Origin of the sequence: Xanthomonas sp. 1678, assembly GCF_031455575.1 — a bacterium.
GTDB lineage: Bacteria > Pseudomonadota > Gammaproteobacteria > Xanthomonadales > Xanthomonadaceae > Xanthomonas_A.
On record NZ_JAVDSZ010000003.1, the window covers coordinates 114096 to 140344 of the forward strand.

26 protein-coding genes and 3 tRNA genes are annotated in these 26249 nt (G+C 71.1%); 11 read left to right on the forward strand and 18 right to left on the reverse strand.

Features of this window, described 5'->3' with window-relative positions:
• Positions 1–16: 16 nt before the first annotated feature.
• Both J2Y70_RS06720 and J2Y70_RS06725 read right to left on the reverse strand, forming a co-directional pair.
• On the reverse strand, positions 17–487 hold the full coding sequence (locus J2Y70_RS06720) for a DUF2269 domain-containing protein (RefSeq protein WP_309915003.1): 471 nt from the start codon (positions 485–487) through the stop codon (positions 17–19).
• On the reverse strand, positions 468–1757 hold the full coding sequence (locus tag J2Y70_RS06725) for an SDR family oxidoreductase (RefSeq protein ID WP_309915005.1): 1290 nt from the start codon (positions 1755–1757) through the stop codon (positions 468–470). The genes J2Y70_RS06720 and J2Y70_RS06725 overlap by 20 nt, the downstream gene beginning before the upstream one ends.
• Positions 1758–1829: 72 nt before the next feature.
• Between J2Y70_RS06725 and J2Y70_RS06730 the strand changes: the two genes are divergently transcribed.
• Complete coding sequence (locus tag J2Y70_RS06730) at positions 1830–2249, forward strand: hypothetical protein (RefSeq protein ID WP_309915009.1); 420 nt, start codon at positions 1830–1832, stop codon at positions 2247–2249.
• Between the two features lie 11 nt (positions 2250–2260).
• Here J2Y70_RS06730 and J2Y70_RS06735 read toward each other — a convergent pair whose 3' ends face one another.
• Entirely contained in the window at positions 2261–3790 is a 1530-nt protein-coding gene (locus tag J2Y70_RS06735) for an FAD-dependent oxidoreductase (RefSeq protein WP_309915012.1), read from the reverse strand.
• A 236-nt stretch (positions 3791–4026) separates the two neighbouring features.
• Between J2Y70_RS06735 and J2Y70_RS06740 the strand changes: the two genes are divergently transcribed.
• Complete coding sequence (locus J2Y70_RS06740) at positions 4027–4461, forward strand: hypothetical protein (RefSeq protein ID WP_309915015.1); 435 nt, start codon at positions 4027–4029, stop codon at positions 4459–4461.
• On the opposite strand, the gene J2Y70_RS06745 is transcribed toward J2Y70_RS06740, so the two are convergent.
• Positions 4361–5098 (reverse strand): hypothetical protein, encoded by a 738-nt coding sequence (locus J2Y70_RS06745; protein WP_309915018.1) that lies wholly within the window; start codon positions 5096–5098, stop codon positions 4361–4363. The two genes, J2Y70_RS06740 and J2Y70_RS06745, sit on opposite strands and share 101 nt — an antisense overlap.
• A 304-nt stretch (positions 5099–5402) precedes the next feature.
• Here J2Y70_RS06745 and J2Y70_RS06750 point away from each other — a divergent pair.
• The 3 genes from J2Y70_RS06750 to J2Y70_RS06760 all read left to right on the forward strand — a co-directional run bounded on the left by J2Y70_RS06750 (position 5403) and on the right by J2Y70_RS06760 (position 6723).
• Positions 5403–5478: transfer RNA gene (locus tag J2Y70_RS06750), tRNA-Gly, on the forward strand.
• Positions 5479–5556: 78 nt separating this feature from the next.
• Positions 5557–5630 (forward strand) — tRNA-Cys (locus tag J2Y70_RS06755).
• A gap of 538 nt (positions 5631–6168) precedes the next feature.
• Positions 6169–6723, forward strand: a complete 555-nt coding sequence (locus J2Y70_RS06760; protein ID WP_309915021.1) for a hypothetical protein — start codon at positions 6169–6171, stop codon at positions 6721–6723.
• Between the two features lie 375 nt (positions 6724–7098).
• Here the strand turns inward: J2Y70_RS06760 and J2Y70_RS06765 are convergent, their stop codons facing one another.
• Positions 7099–8160 carry a 4Fe-4S dicluster domain-containing protein gene (locus tag J2Y70_RS06765; protein WP_309916212.1) on the reverse strand — a complete coding sequence of 354 codons (1062 nt, stop codon included), beginning with the start codon at positions 8158–8160 and terminating at the stop codon, positions 7099–7101.
• 80 nt (positions 8161–8240) lie between these two features.
• Positions 8241–8561 (reverse strand): hypothetical protein, encoded by a 321-nt coding sequence (locus J2Y70_RS06770; RefSeq protein WP_309915024.1) that lies wholly within the window; start codon positions 8559–8561, stop codon positions 8241–8243.
• Positions 8562–8789: 228 nt separating this feature from the next.
• On the opposite strand from J2Y70_RS06770, the gene J2Y70_RS06775 reads away from it, so the two are divergent.
• Positions 8790–9224 carry a group III truncated hemoglobin gene (locus J2Y70_RS06775; protein ID WP_309915027.1) on the forward strand — a complete coding sequence of 145 codons (435 nt, stop codon included), beginning with the start codon at positions 8790–8792 and terminating at the stop codon, positions 9222–9224.
• A gap of 45 nt (positions 9225–9269) precedes the next feature.
• Positions 9270–10676 (forward strand): oxygen-independent coproporphyrinogen III oxidase, encoded by a 1407-nt coding sequence (hemN, locus tag J2Y70_RS06780; RefSeq protein ID WP_309915030.1) that lies wholly within the window; start codon positions 9270–9272, stop codon positions 10674–10676.
• 177 nt (positions 10677–10853) lie between these two features.
• Here hemN and J2Y70_RS06785 read toward each other — a convergent pair.
• Positions 10854–10940: transfer RNA gene (locus J2Y70_RS06785), tRNA-Leu, on the reverse strand.
• Positions 10941–11102: 162 nt separating this feature from the next.
• Between J2Y70_RS06785 and J2Y70_RS06790 the strand changes: the two genes are divergently transcribed.
• Positions 11103–11795 carry an MtnX-like HAD-IB family phosphatase gene (locus J2Y70_RS06790; protein ID WP_309916215.1) on the forward strand — a complete coding sequence of 231 codons (693 nt, stop codon included), beginning with the start codon at positions 11103–11105 and terminating at the stop codon, positions 11793–11795.
• 167 nt (positions 11796–11962) lie between these two features.
• On the forward strand, positions 11963–13318 hold the full coding sequence (locus J2Y70_RS06795) for an aminotransferase class III-fold pyridoxal phosphate-dependent enzyme (RefSeq protein WP_309916218.1): 1356 nt from the start codon (positions 11963–11965) through the stop codon (positions 13316–13318).
• A gap of 61 nt (positions 13319–13379) precedes the next feature.
• Here the strand turns inward: J2Y70_RS06795 and J2Y70_RS06800 are convergent, their stop codons facing one another.
• Together J2Y70_RS06800 and J2Y70_RS06805 are read right to left on the reverse strand one after the other, a co-directional pair.
• Complete coding sequence (locus tag J2Y70_RS06800) at positions 13380–14615, reverse strand: beta-ketoacyl-[acyl-carrier-protein] synthase family protein (RefSeq protein WP_309915033.1); 1236 nt, start codon at positions 14613–14615, stop codon at positions 13380–13382.
• A 6-nt stretch (positions 14616–14621) separates the two neighbouring features.
• Positions 14622–14897: an acyl carrier protein gene (locus J2Y70_RS06805; RefSeq protein ID WP_309915036.1), complete on the reverse strand. Its 276-nt coding sequence runs from the start codon at positions 14895–14897 to the stop codon at positions 14622–14624.
• Positions 14898–15010: 113 nt separating this feature from the next.
• On the opposite strand from J2Y70_RS06805, the gene J2Y70_RS06810 reads away from it, so the two are divergent.
• Positions 15011–16081, forward strand: coding sequence for a GNAT family N-acetyltransferase (locus tag J2Y70_RS06810; protein WP_309915038.1), 1071 nt, complete (start codon positions 15011–15013; stop codon positions 16079–16081).
• 1 nt (position 16082) lies between these two features.
• Positions 16083–16964 carry an arginase family protein gene (locus J2Y70_RS06815; RefSeq protein WP_309915041.1) on the forward strand — a complete coding sequence of 294 codons (882 nt, stop codon included), beginning with the start codon at positions 16083–16085 and terminating at the stop codon, positions 16962–16964.
• Between the two features lie 199 nt (positions 16965–17163).
• On the opposite strand, the gene J2Y70_RS06820 is transcribed toward J2Y70_RS06815, so the two are convergent.
• From J2Y70_RS06820 to J2Y70_RS06860, 9 genes are all read right to left on the reverse strand, one after another.
• Positions 17164–18369 (reverse strand): DegT/DnrJ/EryC1/StrS family aminotransferase, encoded by a 1206-nt coding sequence (locus tag J2Y70_RS06820; RefSeq protein WP_309915044.1) that lies wholly within the window; start codon positions 18367–18369, stop codon positions 17164–17166.
• Entirely contained in the window at positions 18359–18757 is a 399-nt protein-coding gene (locus tag J2Y70_RS06825) for a DMT family transporter (RefSeq protein ID WP_309915046.1), read from the reverse strand. The genes J2Y70_RS06820 and J2Y70_RS06825 overlap by 11 nt, the downstream gene beginning before the upstream one ends.
• Complete coding sequence (locus tag J2Y70_RS06830) at positions 18754–19116, reverse strand: EamA family transporter (protein WP_309915051.1); 363 nt, start codon at positions 19114–19116, stop codon at positions 18754–18756. The genes J2Y70_RS06825 and J2Y70_RS06830 overlap by 4 nt, the downstream gene beginning before the upstream one ends.
• A complete protein-coding gene (locus J2Y70_RS06835) occupies positions 19116–19943 on the reverse strand; it encodes an alpha/beta fold hydrolase (protein WP_309915052.1) in 828 nt (275 codons plus the stop codon). Before J2Y70_RS06835 ends, J2Y70_RS06830 begins: the two co-directional genes overlap by 1 nt.
• 69 nt (positions 19944–20012) lie before the next feature.
• Complete coding sequence (locus J2Y70_RS06840; RefSeq protein ID WP_309915055.1) at positions 20013–20147, reverse strand: hypothetical protein; 135 nt, start codon at positions 20145–20147, stop codon at positions 20013–20015.
• Positions 20148–20157: 10 nt separating this feature from the next.
• Positions 20158–21570, reverse strand: coding sequence for a sensor histidine kinase (locus J2Y70_RS06845; RefSeq protein WP_309915058.1), 1413 nt, complete (start codon positions 21568–21570; stop codon positions 20158–20160).
• Positions 21567–22274 carry a response regulator transcription factor gene (locus tag J2Y70_RS06850; protein WP_309915061.1) on the reverse strand — a complete coding sequence of 236 codons (708 nt, stop codon included), beginning with the start codon at positions 22272–22274 and terminating at the stop codon, positions 21567–21569. The genes J2Y70_RS06845 and J2Y70_RS06850 overlap by 4 nt, the downstream gene beginning before the upstream one ends.
• 880 nt (positions 22275–23154) lie before the next feature.
• Entirely contained in the window at positions 23155–24420 is a 1266-nt protein-coding gene (locus J2Y70_RS06855; RefSeq protein ID WP_309915064.1) for a carbohydrate porin, read from the reverse strand.
• Positions 24421–24511: 91 nt separating this feature from the next.
• Positions 24512–26239: a fructose-specific PTS transporter subunit EIIC gene (locus J2Y70_RS06860; RefSeq protein ID WP_309915067.1), complete on the reverse strand. Its 1728-nt coding sequence runs from the start codon at positions 26237–26239 to the stop codon at positions 24512–24514.
• Positions 26240–26249: the final 10 nt, after the last annotated feature.

Sequence of the window (26249 nt, forward strand, 5' to 3'; positions counted from 1 at the left end):
TGAAGCGCGCGTCGCGCTACAACGTCGGCGGCCGCGCCACCATCAGGTAGAAGATCGCCAGGAAACTGAACAAGGCCGGCACGCCGAGCGCGGTCCAGTAGCCGAGGTGGCGTGCGTAGTCCAGCGGCAGTTCGCGGCCGTCCGCCGCGGCGGACGCGGCGATGTCGCGCAGGCGCATCTGCAGCCACACCACCGGCAGCCAGCACAGCGCGGCGATCACGAACAGCACGATCGACCAGTACAGCCACGCGCTGTGCAGCGAATAGCCCATCCTGTGCGCCAGGTACAGGCCGCTGAGCGGCTGGAACACGATGGTGGTGGCGGTGAACAGCCAGTCGGCGATCACCACGTAGCGCGCCACCACCGCCACCACGCGCGCGTCGCGGGTGCGGCTGACGAAGAACAGGTAGAACGCGGTGCCCACGCCGGTGCCGAACAGGAACGTGGACGACAGCACGTGCAGGTACTTAACGACGATGAGGTCCATGCTGCGGCTCCAGTGCGCTGGCCAGCGCGATCGCGGCCAGCAGCGGCAGGTTCTTCAGGATCGGCCCGTACGGGTGCAACCAGTATTCGGGCAGGAAGGCGCTGATCAGCACGGTGTATGCGCCGATCAGCAGCAGTTGCGCCGCGTAGACGTGGCGCCGCCAGCGCGGCAGGCACAGCAGCGCCAGGCCCAGCGCCGCATCCAGCGCCGCCGCGGCGTACAGCGCGGCCACGGCCAGTCCGCCGTGCAGGCCGGTACGCGCGAGCAGGGCGAGGCTGTCGGCGACCGGGTAGGCGAACGCCGAGACATAGCCGGTGACGATCCACATCAGCGCGATCGACCAGCGCAGTGCCGGCAGCAGCCATTGCAGCAGCGCCGCCTGGCGCAGGCGCGCGCGGTTGCCGGCGTGCACGAAGTGCTCGGGCGCGCGGGGCGCGCGCCCGAGCGCGGCGTGCATGTCGTCCGGCGGTGCGGTCGAGCCGGCCTGCAGCATGTCCAGCGCGTCCGGCGCCAGCCAGCCGCTGCGCGGGCCCAGCAGGCGCCCGGCCAGGCGCAGTGGCGCCAGCGGGATCGGCAGGCAGCCGCCGATCGCGCCGAGGCCGTGCTTGAGCAGCGCCAGGTAGCGGCGCAGGGTCAGCGCGGCCGGGCCGACCGCGCGCAGCCGCGGCGGCGGATCGGGACGCTCCAGCAGGCCGACGATCGCCTCGCACAGGTCGTCCAGGTGCAGCGGCTGGATGCGCTGCTTGCCGTCGCCAGGCAGCGGCGTCAGCGGCAGCACCGCCAGCGCCGCGAACCACTGGCTGCTGGCGCCGTCGGGCGCGAACACCAGCGACGGCTGCACGATGGTGGAGCGGATCGGCAACGCCGCCAGCGCGGCATCGGCGCGGCCTTTCGAGGCCAGATAGGGCGCAGTCTTGGACGGATGCGCGCCCAGCGCGGAGATCTGCACCACCTGGCGTACGCCGGCATCGCAGGCGGCGCGGAACAGCTGCAGCGGGCCGTTCACATGCACTGCATCGAAACTCTGGCCTGCTTGTTCGCGAAAGATCCCGACCGCGTTGATCACCACGTCCACGCCGCGCAGGTAGTCGGACCACGGTGGCGGCTCGGTCGCACCGAATCCAGCCCGTACGATCCGGGCCGCCGGCCAACGCTGGCGCGCGTCCCGCTCGTCGCGAACCGCGAGGACCAGCTCATGCCCCCGATGCGCCAGCCTGTCGACCAACGCACTGCCGATCATGCCGCTGGCCCCGGTCAGCAGGATGCGCACGACGCCTCCGCGACACGGCGGTGGTGGCCGCGCTGCAAACGCGTCCTGCTGACCGGCTCAGCCGCCAGCATCGTGTCCACCGTGGTCGTGGCGGCGCTGGCGCGGCGCCGCACCGGCGCGCTCAGCAGCGGGGCCAATGCCACCAGCCACTGGCTGTGGGGCGAACGCGCCAAGCGCCGGCACGCGCCGAGCGCGCGCTACACCGCGGTCGGCTACACGATCCACCACGCCAGTTCGCTGCTGTGGGCCGGCGTGTTCGACCGCGCCACCCGCGCCAGCCACGCGCCGGCGCGGGTCGCCGCCACCGCGGCGGCGGTCGCCACGGCGGCCTATGCGGTGGACTATCACGTGGTGCCGCGGCGGCTCACCCCCGGCTTCGACCGGCATCTGTCGGCGCCGGGCATGGTCGCGACGTACGCGGCCTTCGCCGCCGGGCTGGCCGCGGCGCACTGGCTGCTGCACACCGGCAGCCGGCGCGCGCCGCGGCGCTGAGCGCGCGCGGCTCATTCGTCCTGCGGCCAGGGGAACGGCGCCAGCGCGGTGCTGGCCGGACCGTTGAGCACCGCGCCGCTGTCGGCGGCGAAACGCGAGCCATGGCAGGGGCAGTCCCACGACTTCTCCTGCGGGCTCCAGCGCACCGCACAGCCCATGTGCGGGCAGCGCGCATTGAACGCATGCAGCGCGCCTTCGCCGTTGCGGTACACCGCGACCCGGTGCAGGCCGCGGCGCAGCACCGCGCCTTCGCCGCGGGCCAGTTCGGCCACGCCGGAGGCCTGGCCGGGGGCGATCCAGTCGCGGTACTGCACGGCGACGTTGGCGTTCTCGCGCAGCCATTCGCTGCCGCCGCGCAGCGGCTTGCGGCGTGGGTCGTAGAGCGCGTGCCAGGGATTGTCGCGGCCTTCGAGCAGATCGGAGAGCAGCAGTCCGGCGACGACGCCGTGGGTGACGCCGTTGCCGGAGTCGCCGGTGACGACGTATACGTTGTCCTCGCCGCCCGGATCGGCGCCGATGTAGGCCAGTCCGTCGCTCGGTTCCAGGATCTGCCCGGACCAGCCATGCGTGTAGCGGGTGACACCGGGCAGCAGCGCATCGGCCCACTGCTGCAGGCGCACGAAGGCCTGCGGGTCGTCGCTCTGTCCGGTCTTGTGGTCCTCGCCGCCGATGATGGCGAGCATGCCGCCGTGCTCGCGGTCTTCGGTCAGGCGCACGTAGTGGTACGGGTCGCCGTCGTCCCAGATCAGCGCGTCCGGCAGCGCATCGGCGGCGATCGGCCCGGCCACGACATAGCTGCGGTACGGCGCCTGCTTGGTGTGGATGGCCACGCGCTCGTGGAACGGCACGTTGCTGGCGATCACCGTGGTGTTGGCGTGCAGCACCTGTCCCGACGCCAGCGTGACCCGGGTCTGCGCGCCGCCGTCCACCGCGGTCGCCTCGCCCAGGCAGAAGCGCACGCCCTGGGCGTGCGCCGCGTCGGCCAGCGCGTCCAGGAAGCGGCCCATGTCGATGCGCGCCTGGTCGTCGAAGCGCACAGCGCCGCCGAGCTGCGGCAGGCCGGGAATGCCGCCGTCGAGGAATTCGGCGCCCAGCCCCGCGGCGGCCGCGGCGTCGGCTTCCTTGCGCAGGCGCTCGGGGTTGCCGTCGTGCGCGAACAGGTAGCCGGGGACGCGGCGGAAACCGCAGCGGTCGGCGCTGGCGGCGACGAAATCCTCGATCCAGTCGATCGCCTCGGCGTGGCTGGCGGCGGCCATGCGCGCGCCATGCTCGCCGTGCAGTTCGGCCAGCGCGTAGTAGCGGTCGTCCAGCGCCGAGGCCAGGTGCGCGGTGGTGCGCAGCGACTCGCCCTGGCCGATGCCGCCGCGGTCGATCACCAGCACGTGGCGTCCGCGCTGCGCGCACAGCAACGCGGTGGTCAGCCCGGCCACACCGGCGCCGACGACGATCACGTCCTGAGCCTCGCTCGGCGGGGTCGGTGCGAAGTGTGCGGTGGGGTCGCTGCCGAGCGACCAGACGGGCAGGGTGCGTGCGCTGGACATTGCAGGAAACTCCGTGGCGGACTGCCGGGCCACGATACCCAGCGCGGGTGATCGCCGCGTCAGCGTAGCGTCGCGCGCACGGCAACGTCTGCATGGCTTGCCTGCACATTTTGCACGCCGCGCGAGCGTGCAAAACGTTTGAAAAATTCTTCACGGTGGCGGGACTAGTGTCGGCCGCGATCGGCTTCGCAGGGATCGAAATGCGCCCGCAGTCCCGTTGTCGTTGGATGGCGTTGATGATGGCCATGCTGCCCGGCGCGAGCGTCGCGGCGCCGGCGGACGGCGACTGGCCGATGCCGTCGCTCGACTACGCCAACACCCGCTACAGCCCGCTGCATGCGATCGACACCTCCAGCGTGGCGGCGCTGCGCGTCGAGTTCACCTTCTCCACCGGCATCAACCGCGGCCAGGAGGCGGCGCCGATCGTGGTCGGCGACACCATGTACGTGGTCACGCCGTATCCGAACGTGGTGTTCGCGCTGGACCTGGGCAAGCCGGGCGCGCCGCTGAAGTGGAAGTACGCGCCGCCGCCGTTGCCGGCGGCGCAGGGCGTGGCCTGTTGCGACGTGGTCAACCGCGGCGGCGTGTACTGGCGCGGCAAGCTGATCTTCCGGACGTGCCGACGACGTAGCCCGGGCTCATGCTGCCGGCACGCATCTGCGCGAGGTTGAGGAACGGGTTGCGCGCCGCATCGACGCCGCGGTCGTAGCCCACGCCCATCATGCCGAAGTCGGAAGAGATCGTTGTGCAGTTCTGCAGCGTCTGCGTGCCGCCGCTGCTCAGGGCGAGGGTGTTGTTGTAGGCGGCGCACTCGTCCGGCGCCTGGGTCAGCGTCTTCAGCGAACCCGGCGGTGTCCCCTTCGCGATCGCGGCGACCCCGCAACTGCATTGCGCCGCCAGCACCTCGATCGAGTCGATGCGCGCCGCGGCGCTGTTGCCGTCGGGCGACACGCCGAGCCGCATCGGCACCTGCACGTACTTGCCGGGGTGGTACTGGCTGTTGCTGGAATAGAAGATGTAGCCGAGCTTGGTCGAGGCGTTCCAGGCTTGCTGGATCGCCGCGCTGAGCGGCACGACCACGCCGGTGGAGCCGGTGTCCACTTCCAGGACCTGGCTGGCCGCAGCGGCGCTGGCCGAGGCCGGGACTGTGCCGACCTGCACCCGCACCTGGTAGGCGTAGTGCGGCATGTTGCGCGAGACCAGCGGCAAGGCCAGCGTCTGCGTCTGCAACGTGCACGACTGCGCGTGCGCGCAGCTGGCCGCGGCCAGGCAGGCGACCGCGCCGCCCCAGCGTATCCATCGGTTCATGGCGGTGCCTCCGGAATGGGTGTGGCCGCCATGCTAGAGCCGGCGCCCGGCGTGGAAGGCCGCCGCGCCGGGCCGCCGCGCACTTGTCTACCTCGGCGCGCGAACCGCTGTGGTCGATATTCCAGTCCGCCTGGCGCCGCGGCGCGGTCGCTCTCCCGAAACAGCCGATGGCGCCGTTCGCGCGGCTGGCGCGCACGGAGGCCGCCGTGCCGCCGGCATTCCGGGCGGCAACCGGTGCGCCGGAAATTTTTGCCGGGGAGGCTGGCGCAATGCGGGCGAGGGCTGTAGAATGCCGGGCTCCCAAGCGGGAATAGCTCAGTTGGTAGAGCGCAACCTTGCCAAGGTTGAGGTCGCGAGTTCGAGTCTCGTTTCCCGCTCCAGATTCAGATAGAGCCCCGTCAGCGGGGCTTTGTTTTGTCGGACCGCCGTTGGCGGTTTCGGCTAGAATCCAGTCCACCGGCCTGGTGGCAGAGTGGTTATGCAGCGGACTGCAAATCCGCGTACGCCGGTTCAATTCCGACCCAGGCCTCCATCTTCGACAAGGGCTCCGGCCCTTCGTCATTTTCCGCAAGCAGACGGCTGCCGGCGGGCGCGACCGCCTTGGCTTGCTCCACGCGCTCGTCCACCAGCCCAGCGGCCATGCTCCAGATAGCCGAATGCGTGGCGCTCGGCGTCTGGCTGTCTTCGGCGTTCCGCCAGCACGATGCACAGCCATCCTGTGGGCGCGCCATGGATCGGGCGTTTCCCGCCCGGCATCGCAGCTAGGCGCGCGGAATCAACGGCAGCTGTGGCTGAATGCTATACGTCAACACGGCCAGCAAGCTGGTGGCCGCGGTCTATGGCGGGGCCTGTGTACGATCATCGTGGCGACGAACGGTAACGACGGGAAAACGGCATCTGATCCACCTCGCACTGGGCGTGAGTGATACTGCTGGATCGTCGACGGTGCGAGGGTCCTAACGGTTCTCCGACATGCCGCTGCACTGGAGTGCGCGGTGCGCTTGAGACGAATCGCCGGGTACGCTCCAAGCATCCTGCTATCTCTGTCGATGAACTGCCAGGGAAATAGCATGAGCGCTGTAATGGGCACGCACGAAGGCGAGAACAAGGAGCCCGCCTTCATTCAAGGCTGCAGCTGTCGAGTGTGGGCGATTGACGGTTGGGAAAACGAAGCGATAGCGAGCGCTTTGAATAACAGCCTTGCAGCTCTAGGGACAAAGCTGGCGTCGAGTCGAGCCGCAACCAAGAGATCGTTTGACGACAAGTTGGCTGCATTCTTGACGTTGCAAAGGAGTCCGCCGGCGAAGCACAACAAGCTGTGCATTGTCTATGGCGTCTTTGATTCGGACGAAGACATCTTGCCGACCCACATGTGGATCGAGTACGACGGGTACATCTACGACACTGTGCCGGGAGATCCCCTATGCAGGAAGAAAGCCGGTCCCATAAACCGGTACTTTCCCGCATGTGAACCGCACCGTCAGCCACAGCAGATGGTCGGGAGCGCGCAGACGTATCTTACGAAGCGGCAGTCTCGAGTGCTCAAGGCAGCGAATGGAAACTGGCGACAGCACGGGGGCGGCATCACGATCTATGTCCCGGCAGACCAGGTGGTGAGAGAGTAGGAACTCGACAGCATGAGAAGGGCTGAGCTTTTAGCCAGCGTTCGACCGACGCTTCGACCTCTGTCCTGCCCAAAATATCCCCGTCGCGGGGGAGAGGGACGACGCATCCTCCTGGCAGCGCCGTACGAAAAACACATCCCATATATCTGCGGCCGCAGATTCGGTGATGCACCTGCAGCGATCCCATCTCGGCGAGTGCTGCTTCAGGCTGGCCGTCATCGGAGGCCTATGTTCAATCCAACGGACGATCGACTAGGCCGCATTCGGCATCCAGCGGCGTCGCGGCACCTGCAGCATGACGGCGCGCCGCCGCGCCGGCGGCAGGCGTCCCGCCAGGTCGCGCCGTCATTGGGCGGGGCGGCACGCCAGCGCCGCTCAGCGCGCAGCGAACAGCCACGCCAGCGACGTCGCCAGCAACAGCGCAAGCCCGGCCAGCAAGCGCGGTCGGCGCAGCCAGCGCCGCGGCTGGCGGTCCACCGCGTTGGCGCTGGCGACGCGCAGCAGGCCGTGCGCGAAGCCGTGGCCGTCCATGCTGCGGTCGCAGGCGTCCACGCAGGCGCCGCAGGCGGTGCAGGCGTAGTGCGCGCCGTTGCGCAGGTCGATGCGTGCCGGGCAGGCATCGATGCAGGCGCTGCAGTCCACGCAGTCGCCGAGCTGGGCGTCGCTGAACTTGGGCAGGATGCCGGCGTAGGCGGCCAGTGCCTCGCTGCGCCGGCCGTCCTGGCCGGCGAGGCGGGCGATGCCGGCGCGCAGCGCGTAGTCGCGGGCGGTGCCGGCGTCGAGCAGGCGTCGCCCGCGCTGGGCCACGCTGCCCTGGCCGCAGGCGCGCGCACCGCGCGGTTCGCCGCGCCGTGCGTCGTAGCCGATCAGCGGCGTGTCGCGGTCGCACAGCAGCGGCTGCAGCCGCGCGTAGGGGCACAGGTAGCGGCACACCTGGCTGCGCAGGAAACCGGCATTGCCCCAGGTGGCCAGGGCGTAGAACAGCACCCAGAAGGTTTCCCAGCCGCTCCAGGCGAACGGGCGCACGCGCGCGACCAGCTCGGCGATCGGCGCGAAATAGCCGACGAAGCTGATCCCAGTCCACAGCGCCAGCGCCGCCCAGACCACGTGGCGCGCGGCCGCCGGCCAGGCGGCGAAGCGCCGTTCCAGCCAGGCGAAGGCCTGGCTCCAGACCGTCTGCGGACAGGCGAAGCCGCACCACACCCGTCCGGCCAGCGTGGTCGTCACCGCCAGCGCGGCCATCGCGGCGAGCAGCGCCAGCAGCAGCCAGCCGATGTCGTGCGGCCACAGGGTCCAACCGAACAACTGCAGGCGCCGCGCCGGCAGGTCGAGCAGCAGCGCCTGGCGCCCGTCCCAGCGCAGCCATGGCAGCAGGTAGAACGCGGCGAACAGCAGCCACAGCACGCCGCGGCGCGCGCGCGTGTAGCGGTTGCGCAGCGGTGCCACGGTGTGGGTGGCGGCCACGGCGGGCGTGGCGATCGTGCGCGATGGAATGGCGCGGGGCGCAGGCGTGCCGCTCACGGCAACGGCTCCTCGGCATCGTCGCCGCCGGCGCGCGGTGCCGGTCGCGACAGGAACCCGGTCAACCCGCTCGACGCCAGCGTCGCCAGCCAGAACATGAAGAAGCCCAGCGTGTAGCCGAACTCGCGGCTCAGCTGGCGGCCCGGGAAACTGATGTCGCGCAGCGCCAGCGGATCGACAACGGCGAAGAACAGCACGCTCATCGCGCCGGCGACCAGGAAGCTCGGCCACAGCACCACGCCCAGCCGCTGCACCAGCGGCCGCGGCGCGGCGGGATCGAGCAGCGGGTCGAGCAGGGGATCGTCGCTGGGGGTCATGCGGGCGGACTCCATGGCGGAAGGGAGAGGTGCGGCATGCGCCGGGGTGGTGCCGCGCGCGGGCCGGCGCGCCTCGCACACGGCCGCGCCGCCGATCCCCCGTCGACGGCGGCGCAGGCGCATGCCGCCCACGCAGACTAGGCAGCGCGGCGCGTGGCGACATTGATCCTGATCAAGGCCGGGCCGGCACCGATGCGGATACTGGACGCATCGAACAGGAACCCCGCCATGCATGACCCCATCGCCGCCTTGCCGTTGCCCGGGCCGGACCTGTGCAGCGAGGACGAAGTGACCGCGCTGGTGGACGCGTTCTACCGCCGCGTGCGCGCCGACCCGGAACTGGCCGCGGTGTTCGCCGCGCACATCGAGGACTGGGACGCGCACCTGCTGCAGCTGAGCGACTTCTGGTCGGCGATGCTGCGCGGCACGCGGCGCTTCCGCGGCGCGCCGATGCCCAAGCACATGGCCATGCGCGAACTCAGCGCGGCGCTGTTCCAGCGCTGGCTGAGCCTGTTCCGCGCCACCACCGCCGAGTTGGACAACGCGCCGATGCGCATGCTGGCCGACGACATCGCCGCGCGCATCGCCGACACCTTCTGGCGCCGCCACCAGATGAGCTGGCGGCCGTTCGAGCCGGTCACGCCGTTGCCGCCGTCCGATTGATCCAAGTCAAGGCGGCCCGCCGCCGCCGCGCGCAAGCTCGTGTCCATGGACATCCTCACCGCTCCCGATCCCGCCGCCGCCTGGACCTTCGACGCCGAGCTGCTGCGCCGCTACGACCGTCCCGGCCCGCGCTACACCTCGTATCCGACCGCGCCGCATTTCCAGGCCGGCTTCGGCCCGACGCAGCTGTTCGCGGCGGTGCAGGCCAGCGATCCGGCGCGGCCGCTGTCGCTGTACGTGCATGTGCCGTTCTGCCGCAACCCGTGCTTCTACTGCGGCTGCAACCGGGTCATCACCCGCGACGCAGGCAAGGGCCGCGCCTACGTGCAGCGGGTGCTGCGCGAGGCGGCGATGATGGCCGCGTGCTTCGACGCCGAGCGCGAAGTGGTGCAGCTGCACCTGGGCGGCGGCACCCCGAATTTCCTGGCGCCGGAACTGCTCGGCGAGCTGCTGCGCGGCCTGCGCGGGCTGTTCCGTTTCAGCGACGCGCCGGACCGCGACATCTCCATCGAACTGGATCCGCGCACGGTGACGCCGCAGGACATCGCCGCGCTGGCCGCACTGGGCTTCAACCGCGCCAGCCTGGGCATCCAGGACTTCGATCCGCTGGTGCAAGAGGCGATCAACCGCCGCCAGGGCGTACAGGAAACGCTGGACATCCTGCGCGCCTGCCGCGTGCAGGGCATGCGTTCGGTCAACGTGGACCTGATCTACGGCCTGCCGCGGCAGACGTTGGCCGGGTTCGAACGCACCCTGGAAACGGTGATCGCGGCGCGCCCGGACCGCCTGGCGGTTTACGGCTATGCGCACATGCCGCAGCTGTTCAAGGCGCAGCGGCGCATCGCCGATGCGGACCTGCCCGACGCCGAGCAGAAGCTGGCCCTGCTCGGGCTGGCGGTGCGCATGCTGTCGGCGGCTGGTTACCAGTACATCGGGATGGACCATTTCGCACTGCCGCACGAGGACCTGGCGCGCGCGCAGCGGCAGGGCGGGCTGCACCGCAATTTCATGGGCTACACCACGCATGCGGAGACCGACCTGCTCGGGCTGGGGGTCAGCGCGATCAGCCGCATCGGCGACAGCTACAGCCAGAACCAGCGCGAGCTGCCGGCCTGGGAGGCGGCGGTGGATGCCGGCGACAGCCCGGTGCTGCGCGGCCTGCAGCTCAGCGCCGATGATGCGCTGCGCGCGGAGCTGATCCAGCAGCTGATGTGCCAGGGCCGCGCCGACGTCGCCGCGCTGGCGCAGCGCCATGGCATCGACTTCGCCCGCTATTTCCACGACGAACTGCAGGCGCTGGCGCCGCTGTGCGCCGACGGCCTGGCCGAACACCGCGACGGCGTGATCCAGGCCACCGCGCGCGGGCGCCCGCTGCTGCGCCTGATCGCGATGTGCTTCGACCGCTACCTGCGGCAGCCGGCGCAGCCGGCACGCTATTCGAAGGCGATCTGAGCACCGCGCGCCGATAGGTTCAACGTTTGCCGACTGGCATCCCCGGTTCCGTCGTGGCGGCGGCGCCGGGGCTTTTGTTTGGCGCTTGTGGCGCCGCGGCGGCCTGTATGGCCGTCGACTGCGGCGTGTGAGCGCTGCGCACGCCTGCATTTGCGGCCGCTTATGCCGAAACGCGGATGGTGCCCGGAGCCGGAATCGAACCGGCATGGGGTCGCCCCCGGCGGATTTTAAGTCCGATGCGTCTACCAGTTTCGCCATCCGGGCCTGGTGCCGCTAGCGTGCCTGATTGCGTCCGAATTGTGAACCGCGCACGTCGTCGCCGCGCTACATGGCGCGGGTGAACGTCCCCGACTGTCGTGGATCTTGCCGAAAGGAACCCGAAAGACAGCCCGCCTAGGCTCTGCGCGAATGAGCCGGAGAGCCGCCTTGCGCGTCCAGTGGAAGATTCTTTGCGATTTCGACGGCACCGTGTCGCTGCAGGACGTGACCGATACCTTGCTCGAGCGCCTCGGCCGCCCCGGCTGGCGCGCGCTGGAGGACGATTGGGTGGCCGGGCGCATCGGCGCGCGCGCGTGCATGAGCGGCCAGGTGGCGCTGCTCGATGGCGACGTGGACGCGCTGCACCGCGTGCTCGACGAGGTCCGCATCGATCCGGCGTTCGTGCGCTTCGTCGACCTGGCGCGCGATCTCGGCATGCCGCTGAGCATCGTCAGTGATGGCCTGGACTACCCGATTGCGCGGATCCTGGCGCGGCACGGCCTGCACCAGCTGCCGATCGTCGCCAACCGTCTGCTGCGCACCGATGCCGGGCATTGGCGCATGGCCTCGCCGCACGCGCGGCCGGACTGCGCCAGCGGCACCTGCAAGTGCGCGGTCATGGCGCAACAGCAACCGGCGCGCTCCACGCTGCTGATCGGCGACGGTCGCTCCGATTTCTGTGTGGCCGGCAAGGCCGATCTGGTGTTCGCCAAGGACGGCCTGCTGCGGCATTGCCGCGCCAGCGGCATCGCCCACCACGCGATCGGCGGCTTCGACGATGCGATCGCGCTGCTGCACGAGCTCGCCGCGCCCGCCGCGGCGGCCGCGCGCCTCCCTCTCCCCGTTCCCCAACGAGCCTGATCCTCATGAATCGGAATGTTCCGCTCCCCACGGCGCTCGCGCCGCTCCACGGCGATCTCGACACGCTCGACGCTCCAGAGCACGACAGCCCGCAGCCGGCGGCGCCGGATCCCGACGCGCTGCTGCGTACCGGCCCCGCCTACCACGCCGCCCTCGGCGATGCGCAGATGCTGGCCGACGAGGCCGAATACTGCTCGTTCGGCGACACCGTGCACTACAGCGAACCGCCGCGGATCTTCGCGCACTGCGACGGCAGCTATCTGTACGACACCGAGGACGTGCCGTACCTGGACCTGCAGATGTGGTATTCGGCGGTCAACTTCGGCTACGCCAATCCGCGCTTGAACGGCGCGCTGAAGCGGCAGATCGACAGCCTGCCGCAGGTCGCCAGCCAGTACCTGCACCCGACCAAGATCGAGCTGGCCAAGACCATCGCCCAGGACGCGCAGCGCAAGTGGGGGCGCAAGGGCAGGGTGCATTTCAACGTCGGCGGCGCGCAGGCGGTGGAGGACTCGCTGAAGCTGGTGCGCAACGCCAGCGGCGGCAAGAGCCTGGTGTTCGCGTTCGAGGGCGGCTATCACGGCCGCACCCTGGGCGCCTCGGCGATCACCTCCTCGTACCGCTATCGGCGCCGCTTCGGCCATTTCGACCGCGCCCAGTTCATCGAATTCCCGTACCACTTCCGCGGCCCCAAGGGCATTTCCAAGGAGGAATACGGCGAGCAGTGCGTGGCCAGGTTCGAACGCCTGTTCGAGACCGAGTACAACGGCGTGTGGGATCCCAAGGCCGGGCAGTGCGAGTACGCCGCGTTCTACGTCGAGCCGATCCAGGGCACCGGCGGCTACGTGATTCCGCCGCCGAACTTCTTCACCGGCCTGAAGCGAGTGCTGGACAAGTACGGCATCCTGCTGGTGGTCGACGAGATCCAGATGGGTTTCTTCCGCACCGGCAAGCTGTGGGCGATTGAGCACTTCGGGGTGACTCCGGACGTGCTGGTGTTCGGCAAGGCGCTGACCAACGGCCTCAATCCGTTGGCCGGGATCTGGGCGCGCGAGGAACTGATCAACCCGACCGTGTTCCCGCCGGGTTCGACCCATTCCACCTTCGCCTCTAACCCGCTAGGCACCGCGGTGGGCCTGGAGACCATGCGCATGCTGGCCGAGACCGACTACGAAACCATGGTCATGGCCAAGGGCGCGCATTTCCTCGACGGCCTGCGCGACCTGCAGAAGCGCCATCCGGAAATCGGCGACGTCGACGGCCTGGGCCTGGCGCTGCGCGCGGAGATCTGCCAGGCGGACGGCTTCACCCCGAACCGCAAGCTGCTCGACACGATGGTGGACATGGGGCTGGAGGGCGAGTTGCGCCACAACGGCAAGCGCATCGGCCTGGTGCTGGACGTGGGCGGCTACCACAAGAACGTGATCACGCTGGCGCCGTCGCTGCACATCAGCCACGACGAGATCGACCTGGGCCTGTCGCTGCTGGACCAGTTGCTGACCCGCGCCAAGCGGGTGGCATGAGATGGCGGGAGACAGCGCGTTGGCGCCGCGTTGCCTCCCGTCCTTCGCCGCGGCGCGCGCGTCAGCCCGCCGCGCGCAGCGCCAGTACCGCGTTGAGTCCGCCGAAGGCGAAGGAATTGCTGAGCACTGCGCGCACTGCTTGCGCGCGGGCCTGGTTGGGCACGTAGTCCAGGTCGCACTCCGGATCGGCATCGAGGAAGTTCGCGGTCGGCGGCACCGTCTGCTCGCGCAGCGCGCCGATCGCCGCGACCAGCTCCAGCGCGCCGGCAGCGCCGAGCGCATGGCCATGCACCGCCTTGGTCGAACTCACCGCCAGCGCATCGGCGTGCGCGCCGAATACCTGGCGGATCGCCTGCGTCTCACCGCGATCGTTGGCAAGGGTGCCGGTGCCGTGGGCGTTGATGTAGTCGATCTGCTGCGCTTGCAGTCCCGCGTCCTGCAGCGCCAGGCGCATCGCCGCGGCGGCGCCGTCGGCGCTGGGTGCGACGATGTCGTGCGCATCGGCGCCCAGGCCGAAGCCGGCCAGTTCCGCCAGCGCCACCGCGCCGCGCGCAGCCGCGTGCGCGGCGCTTTCCAGCACGAAGATGCCGGCGCCTTCGCCCAGCACCAGGCCGCTGCGCTGCGCGCAGAACGGGCGGCAGGTGTCGTCGCTGACCACCCGCATCGCCTCCCAGGCGCGGATCAGCGGCAGGCTCAGGCAGGCTTCGCTGCCGCCGGCGATGGCCACGTCGGCCAGGCCGTGGCGGATCAGCAGCGCCGCCTGCGCCAGCGCGTGGTTGGCCGAGGCGCAGGCGCTGGACACGGCGAAGGCCGGGCCACGCAGGCCGAAGGCGATGCTGATCTGGCTGACCGGGGCGTTGTTCATGCTGCGCACGATGGTCAGCGGATGCAGGCGTTCGGCCTGCTCGCGGTACAGCCGCCGCGATTGTTCGTCGCGGCTGAGTTCGGCGCCGACGCCGGTGCCGATCACCACCGCCGCGCGTGCGGCGCCTGCGCCGTCCAGCGCCAGGCCGGACTGGGCCACGGCCTCGCAGGCCGCGACCAGCGCCATCTGCGTCATGCGGTCCAGCTGGCCCGGCGCGATGCCGCCCAGCTGCGCCGCCTGCGGCGCGAAGCCGGGCACGGTGGCGGCCACGCGCATTTTCAGCGCGGACTGCGGATCCGGCGAGGCCAGCGCGGCGATGCCGCTGCGGCCCTCGCACATGCCGCGCCACAGCGCATCGGCGCCCAGGCCGAGCGCGCTGACCGCGCCCATGCCGGTGACGACGACGCGACGTCCCTGCGCCGAGCGCTCCATGCCGCCTCAGTGCGCCGCGGCGAGCGGCGCGGCGGCGGCCTTGGCGGCCAGCGCCTGCCGCACCGCCTCGCTCAGCTTGCCCAGCGAGCCGTCGTCCAGGTTCGGGTCGCGCTGCGGGAAGGTGATGTCGAAGTGTTCTTCGATGTCGAACAGGATCTCGATCGCCTCCAGCGAATCCACGCCCAGGTCCTGCAGCTTGGTGTCCGCGGTCAGGCCGGCGGGTTCGATCTCGGCGTGATTGGCGACGATGCTGTGGATCTGGGTCTCGATAGACGGGGTCATGGCAGTCCTCCGCGAAATGAAAGGCCACCGTGCGGCGCGTGCCGGCGGTGGAAGGCACGCCGCGGCCCACGGCTGCGGCGTCCATCCTCCACGCTAGCCGGCCAATCTTGCAGATGCCTTTCGTAAGCCAACTCGAACCGCAGGCGCTGCAGCGGCAGTTCCTGGCCCATCCGCCGCAGGCCTTCGTGGCGCACACGCTGGAGCATGGCGTACCGGCGTTTGAGGCCGAGTTCGACCTGCTCATCACCGCCGACCCGGCATTGCGCGCACGCGTCGCCGGCTGGCCGCTGCAGCGGCTGTGGCGGCGCCTGCTGCGGCCGCGCACCAGCTTCGTCGGCAGCACCGTCAGCGAATACGCCTGGCTGCCGCGCGCGGCCGATCCGGCGCAGTTGCCGCGGCAGTGGCGCGCGCAGTTGGGACGGCAGCGCGCGCTGCTGATCGTCAAGGACATCCCGCAGCGCTCGCCGCTGCTCGACGCCACCGACAACGCCTGGGCGCACGTGTTCCTGCAGGCCTGTGCGCGCAGCGGCTACGTGCTGCTGCGCGGGCAGGCGCTGGCCTGGGTGCCGATCGATTTCGCGTCCATCGACGAGTACCTGGCGCGGCTGTCGCGCGGCCGCCGCCGCAACATCCGCCGCAAGCTGCGCTCGCGCGCCGATCTGGACGTGCAGATGCTGCCGACCGGCGCCGGCTTCGCCGACCCGGCGCTGCGCGCGCAGTGCTATGCGTTGTATCTGCAGGTCTACGCGCAGAGCGAGGTGCACTTCGACCTGCTGACCGCCGCATTCTTCGATGCGCTGCTGACCGATGCGGACGCGGGCGGCCTGGTATTCACCTATCGGCACCAGGGCCGGCTGATCGGCTGGAACCTGTGCTACGTGCACGCCGGGCGGCTGCTGGACAAGTACATCGGCCTGCACTATCCGGATGCGCGCGCGCACAACCTGTACGCGCTGAGCTGGATGCACAACCTGGACTACGCCTGCCGCCACGGCCTGCGCGCCTACGTCGCCGGCTGGACCGATCCGCAGGTGAAGGCGCAACTCGGCGCCAGCTTCACCTACACCTGGCATGCGGTGTACCTGCGCAATCCGCTGCTGCGCATCGCGTTGCGGCGGCTGCGGCCGCTGTTCGAAGCCGACGACGTCGCTGTCGCCGAGCCCGACGACGATGCGGCGCCATGACATGAGCGCACCGGTGGTGCTGGACCTGGATGGATCGCTTGGCGCATTGCCGGGCGCGCTGCGGCTGCCGCTGCAGCCGTGGTGCGACGGGCTGCGCTTCGCCTGTTCGCTGCGCCGGCTACGCCGCTTCGGCACTGCGCTCGACGGCATGCTGCCGGCGCAGCACGGCACCGTGCTGCTCGGCAGCGGCGATTTCCACCACCTGAGCCTGCCGCTGATCGCGCGGCTGGCGCGGCGGGCGCAGGCGCCGCTGCGGGTGGTGGTGTTCGACAACCACCCGGACAACATGCGCTTCCCGTTCGGGGTGCATTGCGGCTCGTGGGTGTGGCGGGTGGCGGCGCTGCCGCAGGTGGCGCAAGTAGAAGTGATCGGCATCACCTCGGGCGATGTCGGCGCGGCGCACGCCTGGGAGAACCATCTGCGGCCGCTGTACCGCGGCACGCTGCGCTACTGGTGCAGCGGCGTCGACGTCGGCTGGGCGCGGCGGCTGGGACTGGGCCGTGCGGTGCGCGGCTTCGCCACGAGCATGGAGATGATCGACGCGTTCCTGCAGCATCTGCGCAGTACGCCGATGCCGACCTACCTGTCGCTGGACAAAGACGTGCTGGATCCGCAGGACGCGCGCACCAACTGGGACCAGGGCGAGCTGCGGGTGCCGCACCTGCTCACCGCGATCGCCTACCTGCACGGGCAACTGCTCGGCAGCGACATCACCGGCGAGGTGTCCGAAGCGCGCTATCCGCAGTGGTGGAAGCGGCGGCTGGCGGCGCTGGATGCGCAACCGCCGCCTTCGCCGCAGGCGCTGCCGGCGTGGCAGGCGCAGCAGCACGAGGTGAATCTGTGTCTGTTGCAGGCTCTGGCCGAGGCTGCGATGCCGCAGTAGCGGCATTGCCAGTGCGGGCAATTGCGGCAAATGTTCCGATGCAGGGCCGGCGGGCGAGGCAGGCAGAGGGCAGAAAACGGTGCCGGCGCGTTCCCTTCGCTCTGTCCGCATGCCGCAGGACTCTGTGGGAGCGACTTCAGTCGCGACGGGCGTTACCGGTAATGCCTCGCGACTGAAGTCGCTCCCACACAACACCAGGTCAGTCCGCGCGCTCCGCACACACCAGCCGCAGCACAGCGACGATCGCCTCGAACCCATCTTCGTCCAGCCACGGGCTGTTGCTGATGCTCAGGCAGCGCGCGGCGAAGTCGCGTGCGTTGGGCATCGGCGCGGCGTCGACGATGTCGCGCAGGTAGGCGTAGTCGGGCAGGGCGTGCACGAACAGCAGGCCGACGCCGAGCCCGCGCGGCCACAGCCGCGCCAGCGCGCGTTCGCGTGCGGCCGCGTCCGGCAGCAGCACCAGCAGCGCCGGCCAGCTGCCCTGCGCGCCGGGGCTGTCGGCGACGACCCGCAGTCCGGCGATCGCGGCCAGGCGCGCGGCGCGGCGCAGGCCCTGCGCGCGCGCCTGCGCCAGGAACGCAGGCCAGCGCGCACTGGCCCGCGCACCGACGGCTTCGCGCCAGGCGCCGACCGCGTGTTGCGGGATCGCCACATCGAACTGGTCGCCGGCCGCGGCGACGCGGTCGCCGCGACGCAGCGCGCGGCGCAGCGGCATGCCGTAGGCCCAGCGCAAGGCGCGCGGCCGGTACAGCGCGGCATAGCCCAGCAACTGCAGGCTGCGGCGCAGTTCCCAGCGCCAGTCGGGCTGGCCCAGGCGTGCCGCGGTGGCGGCTAGGCTGCGCCGCAGCGGCGCATGGCGCGACAGCAGCAGGCCGCCTTCGTACAGGGTCGGGCCCTTGCCCACCGCCAGGCTGCAGAAGCCGATGTCGCCGCCCAGGCCGGCCAGGGTGCCATCGGCATGCACGCCGCCCAGCGCCTGCGCGGCGTCCTCGATCAGCATCGCGCCGCAGGCCGCGGCGGCGGCGCGCAGCGGGGCCAGGTCGGTCAGGCGCCCGCCCAGGTGGGTGGCGACGATCGCCAGGGTGTCGTTGCCGCAGCGCTGCGCCAGCTGCGCCGGGTCCGGTTCGATCGCATCGGGCAATAGATCGCACAACACCAGCTGCAGGCCGCAATGGGCCACCGCCAGCGCCACCAGCGGACAGGTGTAGGCGGCCACCAGCACCTGCCGGCGGCGGCTGCTCGCGGCCAGGGTGCGCAGCGCGACGACCAGCGCGGCGGTGCCGGAGCAGGTCAGCAGCGCGTCGGGCAGGCCGAGTTGCGCGGCCAGCCGTTGCGGCGCGCGCGCCGGCCACAGGTCGCGCCAGCGCAGCGGCAAGCCGGCGGTGGGCGGCACTTCAGTGCGCATCGGCCGGGGCGGTGCGCTCGCCGAGCGCGAGGCAGGCGATGCCGGCCACGATCAGCACCGCGCCGAGCGCCTGCACCATGCCGATCGGTTCGCCGAACCACCACGCCGACAGCAGCAGCACGCTGACCACTTCCAGGTGCGAGGCGGCGAACGCCGGCCCGATCGGCGCGTGCTCGAGCAGTTTCATCCAGGTGAAGAACGCGCCGACATAGCCCAGCAGCGCGGCGTACAGCCAGGGGCTGGCGAGCAGGCGCAGCAGCCAGGCCCAGTCGGCCTGCGGCGGGAACGCGTGCGCGCCGCCGAGCTTGAAGCCGAACTGGGCCAGGGTGTCGAAGCCCAGCAACAGGGCGAAGCCGATGGCGTAGCGCTGCAGCGGCGGCCGGCTCATGTGCCGAGCCCGACCACGGCCACGCCGGCGCTGACCAGGCAGACCCCGGCCACCTGCATGCGTCCCAGCCGTTCGCCGAACAGCCAGCGCCCGGCGAGCATGATCGCCACGATGTTGATCGAGCCCAGCAGCACGCCGCGACCCAGCGGCACCAGCGACAGGAACGCGGTCCAGGCCAGGAATTCGAACGCGTAGCAGCCCATGCCCAGCCACAGCCACGGCTGCCGCGCCATGCGCCGCCAGCGCGCCGCGCCGCTCGCCAACGGATCGCTGGCGACGTGCTTGAAGGCCAGTTGGCCGATGGTGTCCAGCGCCACCGTCGCCAGCCACACGCCGACCACGGGCGCCTGCAGCGCCATCAGGCGGCCTGGCGCGGCGCCGCGGCCTGCGCGGCGAAGAACTGCGCCAGGCGCGCGCCGAGCAGGCGGCGTTCGCGGTCCAGGGTGATCATGTGGTAGCTGTCGTGCAGCAGCAGCAGTTCCACCGGCCCGGACACGCCGGCCACCACCAGCTGTGCGTTGCGCAGATGCGCGATGTCGTCCTCGGCCGCGTGCGCGACCAGGCACGGCGCGGTCACCTTGGCCAGGTAGCGGCGCACCCGCCGCGACAGCAGGTGCATCTCGGCCAGCGCGTGCCACGGATTGCCGGGCAGGCCGGCGGCGCTGCTGTCGCCGCCGAGCATCGCGCCGCTGATCTGCGCGCGGATGCGCTCGTCGCGCAGGCCGTATGGCGGTTCTTCCAGGAACGTGCGGCGGCGGCCGATGCCCAGGCGCTTGAACCACGGCAGCAGGAACGCCAGCCGCGCGCGGCGCGGGATGTTCCAGCCGTCGTAGCGGAAGGTGGCGCCGAGCACGCCCACGCCGTCGATCCACTCCGGCCGCTCTTCGGCCAGTTGCAGCGCCAGCAGCGCACCCATCGACAGCCCGGCCACGAACAGTTTGTCCACCTGCGGACGCATCCGCGCCGCGGCCTGTTCGACGCTGGCGGACCAGTCGCGCCAGCCGGTGGCGAGCAGGTCGTCCTCGTCGCCGCAATGCCCGGCCAGTTGCACGCCGTGCACGCTGAAGCCCTCGCGGTGCAGGCACTTGCCGAGCAGGCGCATCTCGCTGGGAGTGCCGGTCAGGCCGTGGATCAGCAGCACGCCGTGGCGGCCGCCCTGGAAGTGGAATTCGGCGGATCGGATCATGGCGTCACGGCGCGGGGGACTGGGGATCGCGCGCAGCGTGGCGCGGATGCGTTTCAGCAGCCTTTCCGGTCAGCGTGGCGCCGCGGCCGGAGTGCGGAAGCGCACCAGCACGCGCTGGCCCAGGCGCAGCGCCGACGGCTGGAGGAACGCCAGCACGCAGGCCACGCTGCGGTCGTTGCCGGCGCCGTCGGCGTCGTCGTGCAACTGCGCCGGCTCATGCCGGCGGCGCCGCACTGCCCGGCAGGTCAAGTTCCACGCGCAGGCCGCCCAGCGCCGAGCGCTGGTAGCGCAGGGTGGCGTGGTGGCGCTCGGCGATGTTGGCGACGATCGCCAGGCCCAGGCCGGTGCCGCCTTCGGGCGCGTCCGGGGCGCGGAAGAAGCGCTCGCCCAGGCGCGGCAGCAGGGCGTCGTCCAGCCCCGGGCCGGCATCGTCGATCGCCAGTCGCAGCTGCCGCGGCATGCGCCGCAGGCTCACCGTGACCATGCTGCCGGCGGCATGCTTGAAGGCGTTGTCGAGCAGGTTGTCGAGCAGTTCGCGCAGCGACCAGGCATCCGCCTCGACCCAGGCCGGTTCGCTGTCGGCGTCGTCGTAGCCGAGGTCGACCCCGGCCAGCAGCGCGTCGGGAATGCGTTCGGCCAGCGCCTGCGGCAGCCACGCGGCCAGGTCCAGCGGCAGCAGCGGGCGGATGCTCTCGCGCGGCGCCTGCGCGCGGGTCAGCGCCAGCAGCTGGGTGGAACTGCGGATCGCGCGGTCGGTCAGTTGGCGGATGTGCTGCAGCGCCTGCGCGGTGTCCTGCGCGCGGGTGCTGGCCTGGGCGCGCTGCACGTGCATGCTGAGTCCGGCCAGCGGCGTGCGCAGCTGGTGCGCGGCGTCGGCGACGAAGCGCTCCTGCAAGGCCATCAGCTGCTTGAGCCGGCCCAGCAGGCCGTCGATGGCCTGGGTCAGCGGCAACACTTCGATCGGGATGTCGGGGCCGGACACCGGGCTGAGATCGCGCTGGCTGTCGTCGAGCCGGCGCACCGCCGGCTGCAGCAGGCGCAGGCCCACGCGCACGCCATGCCAGACCAGCCCCAGCAACGAGCAGGTCAGCAGTAGTTCGATCGGCAGCATCAGCATCAGGATCTCGCGCGCGCGGCGGTGGCGGTCGTCCAGGGTCTCGGCCACCGAGATCGTCAGCCGGTCGCGGGTCTCCCACGCCGACGGCACGATCAGGCTGGCCACGCGCACGGGGGTGCCGTCGGCCATGCGTTCGTCGCGCAGTGCGACCCGGCCGAGCGTCGCGGGGGCGGCATGCGCCGGGATCGGCTGCGCGCTGTTGCTGATCACGCCGTGGTCGCGGCTGCGCACCTCGAAGAACACCCGGCCGTCGCTGCTGTATTCGAGCAGGCGCCGCGCCTGCAGCGGCAGCGGCAGGCTGGCGCCGGCGTCGTTGACCGCCTTGGCCAGGCCCAGCGTGTCCTCCTTCAGGTCCATGTCGTGGACGTGGTTGGAGTAGGTGAGCATCAGCAGGTAGAACAGCGCCGAGACCACCAGCATCAGCAGCAGGGTCGGGATCAGCAGGAACGCCAGCAGGCGCCGGCGCAGGCTGGGATGGGCGGGAACCGCGCCCGCCGCCGCCGCGCTCACGACGCGTGCGGGGCGTGGGCGGCGTCGGCGTCGGCGTCGCGGGATTCTTCCAGCAGGTAGCCCAGGCCGCGGATGGTGCGGATGCCGACCCCGGAGCCGTGCAGCTTGCGGCGCAGGCGGTGCATGGAGATGTCCAGGCCGTTGTCGGTGATTTCGTGCTGCCAGTCGCACAGCGCATCGGTGAGCTGGCCGCGGCTGACCACGCGCCCGCTGCGCAGCAGCAGCGTCTCCAGCAGGGCGAACTCGCGCGCGGTCAGCTCCAGCGGCTGGTCGTGCAGCCACACCCGGCGCCCGGCCAGGTTGATCCGCAGTTGGCCCAGGGCCATTTCCGGGATGCCGCCGCTGCTGCGCCGGCGCAGCAGGGCGCGGGTGCGGGCCAGGAACTCGGACAGTTCGAACGGCTTGATCAGGTAGTCGTCGGCGCCCTGATCGAGGGCGCGGATCCGGTCCTCCACGCCGTCGCGCGCGGTCACCACCAGCACCGCGACCTCGTCGCGGCGTTCGCGCACGCGCTGCAGCACCTGCAGGCCGTCGCGCCGCGGCAGGCCCAGGTCCAGCACCAGCAGGTGGTAGCACTCGGCGCTGAGCGCGCGCTCGGCGGCGGCGCCGTCATTGACGTGGTCCACCACGTGCCCGCACTCGGCCAGCGAGTCGCGCAGGGCGATGGCAATGGACGTGTCGTCTTCGGCAACCAGGATGCGCATGCCGCGATGCTTGCAACGGCGATGTTGGAAAACCGTCGTAATCGGCGCTGGCCAGGGGATCGCGATGGGTTCCGTTTATGTAGCGGCGGACCGTGCATGGCAGTGCGGCGCGGCCGGCGCCGGACGAGGCGGGAAGGAGCGCGCCGCGGCGCGCGACTGCCTGCGGCGCCTGACCGCCGCAATGGCGCTATGCGCGGCAACTTGCAGCGCGTAGCGCTAGGCCCTCATCGGCGGTCGGCGCATGTCGGGAAATTCTGACAGTAAGGCGCGGTGTCGGCCGATCGCGCCGGCGCGCGACGGCGGGCATCCTGTGCGTGTCGGCAACGTCATCGCTCCCGCGCCAGGGATGCGCACTTGCACGGAATCGAACGGATCTCGATTCGCCGGCCACCTGATTTCGTTCCCGCATGCGCCGACGGACCGGCGCGCGAGCATGCGAACGGAGTGACACGGACGGAACGCACGACGCCCCGGCATGCCGGGGCGTCGTGCGTTTTAGGTTTGGGTTCTGGTTGCGCGCCTGCAACCGTGCTGCCGCGCTGCGGATCGCCGATCCCGCCGACGTGGGAATCGGCGGACGGGTCGTCCGCCAGTAACGGTAGGGACCATGGCGAAGGGTCAGCGCGTGCCCGCTCCAGTCGCCATGGCGCGCCTCGCCTCGCCACCTTCCGACCGGTCGATAGGGATCAACTGGATTGCCGGTACCGCTGCTGCGCGCTCGGACCGGAATTGGCAGCGGTGGGATCGACTCCCGACTTCGACCGCGCGGCCTGCCATCTACTGCAGGCTGCGGCATCTCTCTCGATAAAAACGCCGACGAGGTTACCGCCAGCGCTCACACAGCCGCCGCCTGCACCGAGTCCCGAGTCCCGAACAATACTCACAACGCCCAATCCACCCGCATCCCCGCCACCAACGCATTCGGCAGATCGCGGGTGCGCGCCGGTTCGTTGAACTGGTCCGGATGCACGATGTAGTGCAGGTTCGGCGCGATGCGCAGCTGCGGGGTGACCTGGATGCCGTAGCTCAGTTCCATCATGGTCTGCGCGCTGTGCGGGGTGCCGCTGCCGCCGGCCGCGGCACGCGCCAGGCGCAGGTCTTCCAGTGCGTCGTCGCTGTAGCGCTGCTGGGTGACGACGAAGGCGATGTTGTCCTGCGGGCGGCTGGCGAAGGTGCCGCGCTGGACCAGGCCCAGCTCCAGGAAGTGGTCCTCGATCAGCTGTCCGGAGGTGCCCTTGAGCACCGAGCCGAACAGCACCAGCCCGCGCGCGCTGTCCGGGTCGGGGCGGGTGACCTGCTGCTCGAAGCGGAAGAACGCGCCCGAGCGGCCGTTGCGGTTGGCATGGTCCAGGCCGCTGAGCCGCGCCGGGTTGCCGTTGCGGTCGTAGAGCGGATCGCTGTAGTCGGAGTTGTCCTGCCAGCCGCCGAGCTCGTACATGGCCGGCAAGCGCACGCTCGCCGCGTCGGTCTTGTAGCCGACCGCGTACGGCACGATCACTCCGGTGCGGTCGCGGGTGCTCCAGTTCAGCCCGTGCTCGCCGTCCTCGGCCTGGGTCGGGTTGACCTCGTAGGCGCCGACGTGCACGTACACCTGCGGGGTCACCCAGGCCTTGGCGTGCGCGGCCCAGCTGGACACCGGCCACCAGGTGAAGTTGCTGGTGCGGAACACGTAGGTCGGGTTGCCGCAGGCCGAGTTGCCCTGGAAATAGCCGCACAGCTCCGAGCCGAGGAAGTGGATGTTGGCCACGCTGCGTCCGGCCTCCAGTTCCAGGCGGTCGTCGAACAGCTTCTGCTGCAGGGTGAAGTTGGCCAGGCGCGTGCCCTGGCCGCCGTAGATTTCCTGCACCGAGGTGCTGTTGCCGATGTCGCTGTTGGCCAGGTTGGTGCCGTGACGGTTGATCGCGTAGACCTTCAGCGTGGCGCCGTTCCAGCCCAGCAAGCGCTGCAGGTCGACGTCGGTGCCGAGCATCAGCTGGCCGGCGTAGGCGCTGCCCTGTTCCTTGCCGCCGTCCAGCGAGACCGCGGCCTCGCCGGTGTAGGCGAGCTTGAGCTTGAACGCGTCGCTGCCGTCCTGGGCATGGGCCAGCGGCGCGACGGCGAGCGCCAGGGCGGTGAGCGCCAGGCGCCGGGTGAGGGGGAGGGACATGGGGGAGACTCCTGGGGGCATGGGGAGGCCGGCGCGTCGCCGTGGGCGACGGGGGAGGGGAATCGCCCCCGGCGGCGCGCCGGCGCGGGGCTTATTCGGCGACCGGCTTCTTCAGCACGCGCAGCGCCAGCGCGGTCAGCACGGTGCCGGCGAGCAGGGCGATCAGGTACATGCCCAGATGGGTCGCCGCGTTGGGGATCGGCAGCACGAACACGCCGCCGTGCGGCACCTTCAGTTCGGCTCCGGCGGCCATCGAGATCGCGCCGGCCAGCGCCGAACCCAGCATCAGCGCCGGGATGGTGCGCAGCGGGTCGCGCGCCGCATACGGGATCGCACCTTCGGTGACGAAGGCCAGGCCGAGCACGCCGGTGGCGGCGCTGGTGCCGCGCTCCTCGCGGGTGAAGCGGTTGCGGAACACCCAGGTCGCCAGCGCGATGCCCAGCGGCGGGGTCATGCCGGCGACCATCGCCGCGGCCATCGGCGTGTACACCTGGCTGGCGATCAGGCCGGTGGAGAACGCGTAGGCGGCCTTGTTGACCGGTCCGCCCATGTCGAAGGCCATCATCGCGCCCAGCAGCAGGCCCAGCAGCACCGCGCTGCTGCCCTGCATGCCGCGCAACCAGTCGGTGAGCCAGGCCAGCGCTTCGGCGACCGGCTGGCCGACCACGTACAGCATGGTCAGGCCGACCAGCAAGGTGCCCAGCACCGGCAGGATCAGCACCGGCTTGAGTCCTTCCAGCGTGCGCGGCAGCTTGATCGCGCGGTTCAGCGCGGCCACGCCGTAGCCGGCGATGAAGCCGGCGAAGATGCCGCCGATGAAGCCGGCGCCGAGGTTGGCCGCGACCATGCCGCCGATCATGCCGGGGGCGATGCCGGGGCGGTCGGTGATGGAGTAGGCGATGTAGCCGGCCAGCGCCGGCACCATCAGGGTGAAGCCGGCCTTGGCGCCGATCTGGAACAGCGACCAGGCCAGGGTGCCCTTGTGCGCGTCGTCGAAGGCGTAGATGCCGCCCAGCGCGAACGCCAGCGCGATCAGCAGGCCGCCGGCGGTGACGAACGGCAGCATGAACGACACGCCGGTCATCAGGTGCTTGTACGGGCCGGCCGAACTGCCGCGCTCACTGTTCGCCGGCGTGGCGCCGTTGCCGCTGGTCACGTGCATGCCGGCCTCGGCCAGGGCCTTGCGGATCAGTGCCGGGCCGTCGTTGATCGCCGGCTTGGTGCCGCTCTTGAACAGGCGCTTGCCGCCGAAGCGGGACAGGTCCACCTCGCGGTCGGCGGCGATCAGCACCAGGTCGGCTTCGGCGATTTCCGCGTCGCTGAGCGTGTCCTGCGCGCCGACCGAGCCTTGCGTCTCGACCCGGATCCGGTGGCCCAGGGACTTGGCCGCCTGCTGCAGGCCTTCGGCGGCCATGAAGGTGTGGGCGATGCCGGTGGGGCAGGAGGTGACCGCGACGATGCGCTTGGGACCATCCGTCTGCGTGGCCGTGTTGGCGGTCGCCGCCGGCGCGGCGCTGGCCGCGGCCAGCAGCGGCGCCAGCACGCCGGCGGCATCGTCGAGCACCGCATCCAGGCTGGCGCGCAGTGGCGCGGCGCCGTCGAAGCGTGCTGCATCGGCATCGCCATCGCCGACCAGCAGCAGCGGATAGGCGCTGCCGGCCGCGGCCAGGTCCAGCGGCGCGATCACGCCCTGCGGCGTGCGCACCTCGGCGTGCAGCACCGCGCCGCGCGCACTGGCCGCATGGCGCAAGGCTTCGGCGGCGAGGACGGCTTCGGTGCTGCGCTCGCCGGCGACGATCACCACGAAGATAGGATTCATGCTTGCTCCC